Raw genomic sequence first — 6263 nt, 5'->3', positions numbered from 1 at the left:
AATATTGTATTTGGCTACGATATCATCCACACTGCCAATTCCGCTAAGATACTCTTCAATGCAATGAATCTTAAATTCCTTGGAATACCTTCTGTTTCCACTTACAAAGGCTTCAATACCGTTCGCTTCGTACTTGGATATCCATCTATATATCTCGTCACGATTCATTCCATAAACATCTTGTAATTGAGAATAGGCAACCTTACCCGACTGATACGCTTCTATGATTTCTATTTTCTTCTCTGGAGTGAATTTTATTTTGCCCATAAAAAATCCTCCTAAAGTAGATTTTGGTTTTTTCCATGGTCTACTTTAGGAGGATCATATCAAAACCTCGGCTTCCGGCTTATTAAAATAATACTTCGCCAACATATATCCACAGAACGCAGCGATGCACTGCCATCTTTATTCCACACGCAGGCTTTCGATCTTCGTCTCCTCCGGCGTTACATAGGCAGTTTGATAAACATGATAAATCACCATGCCGGGCTTTGCGCCTGCCGGCTTTTTCACCTGCCGCACCGGCGTATAATCCACCGGCACCAAAGAAGATGAGCGCGCCTTGGAATGATACGCCGCGATCATGGCGGCTTCGGTCATGGCCTGATCGGTCGGCTCCTTTCCATCCGTCACCAAAATCACATGTGAGCCATGGATTTTCTGCGTATGAAACCAGATATCGCTTTTGAAGGCGGTCTTAAGCGTCAGCAGATCGTTCTGCAAGTTATTCTTACCGGCAAAAATATCAAATCCGTCACTCGAACGATAGTGGAATGGTTTGGCCTGCACCGGCTTGGCACGCAGCTTTTTATTCCGCCCCTGTTTATTGGACAGAATGCCCGCCTGCGTCAATTCTTCCCGCAGCTGAGACAGGTCGCGTTCACTCTCCGCTTCTCCCAGATTGACCAGCACGCTCTCCAAATACTCCAGATCCGCACTACCCTGTTCGATTTGTCCGGTCAGTACTTCTTCCGCGGTTTTCGCCTTATTGTACAGCTTAAAGTACCGCTGTGCGTTCTGCTGCGGCGTCAGCCGCACATCCAGCGTAACCTCCACCGAAGGACAGTCCGCCGCGTAATAATCCACAACAGCCGCTTTGTTCATACCCTTTTCCAACCGATACAGGTTCGCCGTAATCAGCTCCCCCAGCCGCTTATATTGCTCGCGGTCCTGCGTAGCAGCAAGCTCTTTCCGCTGCGCCGCCAGTTTGCGTGCCAAACGGTCCCTGGCGTTGGTCACAGTTCGATGCAAATCAGCCGAGCGGCGCGCCAGACGCTCCGCCCTGCCTTTTTTCTCAAAAAACAGTGCGAGCAATGCCGAAAAGCTCTCTGTCTGCGACAGCACCATCCCGCTTTCATACTGGGTCACAGGCAAAAATGTAAAATCAAATACCGCACCGTCCTCCGCACGGGTCAGCAGAAATGGCTTCCAGCGCCGCTCGGTGATAAAACCGATCAAATCGTCATACACCTGACCCAACCGGCGGCAATCTGCTTCACGCAGCGAACCGATCGGCTTGTCCGCCTCTCCTGTGGCACGGTAGGACAGCTCCCGGCACAGCAGCGGTGAGAAACCCAGCAGCGTACTCAGCAGGAAACGGTCCAGCCCCTGTTCACCAGTAGCCTGTGCTGCCGCAGCTGCCAGCCCTGTGCCGGAAAGTGTAAACGGATCATGCTTATCCTGCGCCGGCGGCATGCGGTAAAACAAGCCGGGCAGTACCTGCCGCTTGCCAGATAAATCACCGTCCACGCGGCGCATGGCATCTAGAATGCGGCCTTCCCCGTCGCACAATATCACGTTGGAGTGCTTACCCATCAGTTCGCAAACCAGATGCTTTTTACAGGGTACACCCATTTCATCCGTCGTATCCAACTCAATCGTCAACATGCGTTCCACCGCCGGCTGCACGACCGCCGCAATCTTCGCCCCCTGCACATGCTTGCGCAGCAACATACAGAACATGGGCGGTGCAGCAGGATTTTCCCGTGCAGCATCAATAAAATGTACACGCGGCGCCCCGGCAGCAATCGAAAGCAGCAGCCGTCGTGCGCCTCCCTGCCCGCGTGTCTGCAAAACGATCTCGTCCCGATCCGGCTGGTAGACCTTTTCCACACGGCAGCCCGCCAACACCTGATTCAATTCATCGGTCACTGCCCGCAGGCAGATAGCATCTAATGGCATGATAGTCCTTCCTCATACAAACTGGATACAATCGGCATGGCGGTCGGAAACCACAGTGTGCAGCTGTGGAAACGCTTCACCGATCCGCTCGGCAAACACCGCTGTCATCGGATTTTCGGTCGGGAAATGACCGGCATCCACCAGCGTCAGTCCCAGCGACTGTGCACGCTGCATCAAATCATAGCTGCAATCGCCGATGACAAAGGCATCCGCCCCTTTTGCAAGCGCGGCATCCATCATTTTCCCGCAGGCACCACCGCCAACCGCCACCCGGCGGATCGCATGTCCGCCATCACAAAACCGCACGCCGCCTGCGCGCAGACATTCCTTTACATAAAGGGCAAACTCCTGCGGCTGCATCGTGCGCGGCAGCTCACCCACCCGACCGAGCATTGCATTCTCTCCGGCTTCCATATTGATAACGCCGGTCAAGAACAGCGCGGAAGCCAGCGCATCATTCACACCGCCCTGCGCGCAATCCGCATTCGTGTGCATACAGATCAGTGCAATATCCTGCTGAATCGCTGCCCGCAGCGTCCGTCCAGTCGCGTCATCGCCCGTTACCCGGCTGACCGAGGTAAAAATAACCGGATGATGCGCTACGATTAGCTGTGCCCCGCGTGCCGCGGCCTCCGCCACGACCTGTTCCGTCACATCCAGTGCGCAAAGCACCTTGGTTACCGGCTGCGTGCGGTTTCCGCACAGCAAGCCAACATTATCCCATCCTTCTGCCAATTCCGGCGGCACAAAGCCCTCCAGAAAGGTCAAAATATCCTGTACTGTAATCATATCAGCGCCTCCCTTGCCTGTTCCAAAACAGATATCAGCCGCCTTTGCTGCGCCAGCTGTGCCGCATCCGTTACATTTGCCTGCTGCATCCCGTCCAGCACATGCCGTTCGCGGGAAAGCAGCCATGTCAGGTAATCTTCCGCCCCTTCCGCACGCAGCAGCGCAGGGGAACAAACGCACTGCGCAAGCGCCCGGCTGCGGCAGGCCGCTCCGCCCCGCACGGACAGAATCACATACCGCCGGCGCTCCTCCCAGCAAATCGTTTCCTGCTGAATGTCATATCCGTGCTCCCACAGCCATTGACGCAGTTCATATATCTTTGTCATCGGCTGCAGCAGCAGCAAATGGTCGCCGCGCGCTGTCCACGGGGCGGCTGCCAGAATCTCTGCAATCGTCTGTCCACCCATTCCAGCAACACTGATCGTATCACATTCCTCCGGCCGGATTGCGTCCAGTCCGGGCGCCAAACGCAGCGACAGCGATACACCGTGTTCTGCCGCATTGTGCGCCGCATGTTCCAGCGGTCCCGCGCCGATGTCCGAGCCGATAGCGGAAGCGATCCGCCCGGACAACAGCAGCGACAGCGGCAGCTTGCCATGATCCGTGCCGATATCTGCCAGACGCGCATGCTGCGGGACCAACGCTGCCAAACCGGCCAGCCGCGGTGTCAAAACCAAACTTTCCATTGTATACTCCTAAAAAAACAGAGCCGGCAGCATATGCCGGCTCCGGTCTTCCCACTTACTCGCCCAGAAAAGCGTTGAGCTTGGCTACCAATTCATCCGCATTGGTGCCGTGCACCATGCAGGCCTCCTCGATGCTTTCGCCCTGCGATGCCGGACAGCCCAGGCAGTGCATGCCGATCTCCATAAAAAACTGTGCCGTATCCAAATTCATATTGAGAACCTCGCCGATCGTGGTCTTCTTCGTAATCGCAGCCATGATAAACCTCCTGATGAGTTGTTTTATAACAGTATACCGCAAAGAGCAGCAAATTTCAATCATAAAACGGAAAATTTACGCCGCCTACAACAGTCTTATCGCTTTTTTTCCGTGCGTTATTGCACACAAACCGGTTTTGTGATAGTATATATAGGTTAAGAACAGGAGTTTGCGAATATGACGATTCTTGGTATCGATCCGGGATACGGCACCATCGGCTATGGCGTGGTGCGGTTTGATAATGTTAAATTCACACCGGTGCAATACGGCGCAGCCAAGACAGCACCCGGACAGCCTATGCACCTGCGTTTGTGCGAAATCTACAACGATATCTGCACACTGGTCGATACCTTCCATCCGGATGAAGTTGCAATCGAAGAGCTCTTTTTCTCCAAAAACATCACAACGGGTATTCAAGTCGCACAGGCGCGCGGCGTCATTCTGCTGGCTTTGGCGCAAAAGGGACTGCATCCGGTCTCCTATACGCCCAATCAGGTGAAAATGGCAGTGGTCGGCTACGGCAGCGCAGAAAAACAGCAGGTCATGGAAATGACCAAAAGCATCCTGCACCTGACCCGCCTGCCCCGCCCGGATGATGCCGCCGATGCATTGGCACTGGCCATTTGCCACGGACATTCCCGACAAGCAATGCGATATGAGGGATTATTGTAAATGTTTTATTATGTAGACGGAACGGTTGCCTTGCTGCGGCAGGGTCTTGCCGTCATCGACTGCGGCGGTGTGGGCTATGCATGCCATGCGTCGCAAAATACAATCGGAAAGCTCAAAGCCGGCAGCCATGCACGTCTGCTGACCTATCTCAACGTGCGCGAGGGAATTTTTGAGCTGTACGGCTTTATCGATGAGGAGGAGCAGTCCTGCTTCGAAATGCTGATCGGCGTCTCGGGTGTCGGCCCGAAAGCAGCTCTTTCGATCCTATCTGTTGCCCCGCCCGACCGGCTGGCATTGTCCATCATCACAGGAGACGAAAAAATGCTCATGCAGGCGCCGGGAATCGGGAAAAAGATCGCTCAACGCATCGTACTGGAACTGCGGGACAAAATGAGTAAAGAGCAGCTCGAAACCGCCTCCGCCGGCACACCGGCCGCAGCTATTGCATCGGGCAGCAGCGTAAACCATACGCAGGAAGCCGTTGCCGCACTGATGGTACTGGGATACAGTCAGGCCGAAGCGCTCCACGCGATGGAAGGGCTGGATGCTGCGCAGATGGAAGCCGAAGAGATCATCCGCCAGTGCCTGAAAAAACTGGTCAAACAGTAAAGGAGTATCCGTTTGAGTATCGAATTTTCCGGCGGCATGGCCGACGACGAGCGCATCATTTCCACCCGGCAGCTATCCGAGGATGAAAGCGAAGTCTCGCTCCGCCCCAAAACCATGGCGGATTATGTTGGGCAGGAAAAAGCCAAAGAAAACCTTAGCGTTTACATCGAAGCCGCTAAAATGCGTGGTGAAGCGCTGGATCACACCCTGCTATACGGCCCTCCGGGTCTTGGCAAAACCACGCTCGCCGGCATTATTGCCAGCGAAATGGGTGTCAATATCCGGGTGACAAGCGGTCCGGCAATCGAAAAAGCGGGAGATTTGGCGGCTTTATTGACAAACCTCTCCGAAAATGATATTTTGTTTATCGACGAGATCCACCGTCTGGATCGCTCCGTAGAGGAGATTCTCTACCCTGCGATGGAAGATTATGCACTCGATATCATCATTGGTAAAGGGCCGTCGGCCCGGTCGATCCGCATCGATCTGCCGCGCTTTACACTGATCGGCGCTACGACCCGCGCCGGCCAGATGACCAGTCCGCTGCGTGACCGCTTCGGCGTGATGCTGCGGCTGGAGCTGTATTCTCCGGACGAACTTTGCGATATCGTCACCCGCTCTGCCGGTATTCTGCATGTACCGTGCGAGCACGAAGGCGCATATGAGATTGCCCGCCGCAGCCGCGGCACACCGCGCATCGCCAACCGGCTTTTGCGCCGAGTGCGCGATTTTGCGCAGGTGCGCGGCACGGGCACCATCAACAAGCAAAGCGCCGATATGGCGCTGCGCGCACAAGAGATCGACGAACTTGGTCTGGATAATATCGACCGTCGGATGCTGCAAAGCATTATCCTCAATTACGGCGGCGGTCCGGTCGGTCTGGAAACGCTGGCCGCTACGATAGGCGAAGAAGCGATCACATTGGAAGATGTTTACGAGCCGTATTTGATGCAGATCGGCTTTCTCAGCCGAACGCCGCGCGGACGCTGCGTCACCCTGCAGGCCTACCGGCATTTGAACATGGAACCGGCGGACGGACAGCAGATGCTGTAACGGCTTCGATTCATATA

At 55.0% G+C, this 6263-nt stretch carries 8 protein-coding genes; 3 read left to right on the top strand and 5 right to left on the bottom strand.

Annotated features, from left to right (window positions below; all coding sequences use genetic code 11):
- From T363_RS0103525 to T363_RS0103505, 5 genes are all read right to left on the bottom strand, one after another.
- Positions 1 to 267 (bottom strand): helix-turn-helix domain-containing protein (locus T363_RS0103525; protein ID WP_031473299.1); only part of this gene is annotated, 267 nt, incomplete at its 3' end.
- Between the two features lie 138 nt (positions 268 to 405).
- A complete protein-coding gene (locus T363_RS0103520; RefSeq protein WP_031473297.1) occupies positions 406 to 2181 on the bottom strand; it encodes an Rqc2 family fibronectin-binding protein in 1776 nt (591 codons plus the stop codon).
- Between the two features lie 12 nt (positions 2182 to 2193).
- Positions 2194 to 2970 carry a Nif3-like dinuclear metal center hexameric protein gene (locus tag T363_RS0103515; RefSeq protein WP_031473295.1) on the bottom strand — a complete coding sequence of 259 codons (777 nt, stop codon included), beginning with the start codon at positions 2968 to 2970 and terminating at the stop codon, positions 2194 to 2196.
- Positions 2967 to 3656, bottom strand: a complete 690-nt coding sequence (locus tag T363_RS14395) for a tRNA (adenine(22)-N(1))-methyltransferase (protein ID WP_034971531.1) — start codon at positions 3654 to 3656, stop codon at positions 2967 to 2969. Before T363_RS14395 ends, T363_RS0103515 begins: the two co-directional genes overlap by 4 nt.
- Before the next feature lie 55 nt (positions 3657 to 3711).
- Complete coding sequence (locus T363_RS0103505) at positions 3712 to 3912, bottom strand: DUF1858 domain-containing protein (RefSeq protein ID WP_031473291.1); 201 nt, start codon at positions 3910 to 3912, stop codon at positions 3712 to 3714.
- 177 nt (positions 3913 to 4089) lie between these two features.
- Between T363_RS0103505 and ruvC the strand changes: the two genes are divergently transcribed.
- From ruvC to ruvB, 3 genes are read left to right on the top strand one after another with little or no spacing between them, the layout of a single operon-like run.
- The gene (gene ruvC, locus T363_RS0103500) at positions 4090 to 4584 is read left to right on the top strand and encodes a crossover junction endodeoxyribonuclease RuvC (protein WP_031473289.1); all 495 of its coding nucleotides are present in this window, start codon (positions 4090 to 4092) and stop codon (positions 4582 to 4584) included.
- Positions 4585 to 5193, top strand: coding sequence for a Holliday junction branch migration protein RuvA (ruvA, locus tag T363_RS0103495; RefSeq protein WP_031473287.1), 609 nt, complete (start codon positions 4585 to 4587; stop codon positions 5191 to 5193).
- A 12-nt stretch (positions 5194 to 5205) separates the two neighbouring features.
- Positions 5206 to 6246, top strand: coding sequence for a Holliday junction branch migration DNA helicase RuvB (gene ruvB, locus T363_RS0103490; protein ID WP_031473285.1), 1041 nt, complete (start codon positions 5206 to 5208; stop codon positions 6244 to 6246).
- Positions 6247 to 6263: the final 17 nt, after the last annotated feature.

The sequence above is a fragment of the Agathobaculum desmolans ATCC 43058 genome, from assembly GCF_000701665.1.
In the GTDB taxonomy this organism is placed as follows: Bacteria; Bacillota; Clostridia; order Oscillospirales; family Butyricicoccaceae; genus Agathobaculum; species Agathobaculum desmolans.
The sequence above is the reverse complement of the archived record's forward strand: the minus strand, read 5'-3'. Positions and strand labels throughout refer to the sequence as shown.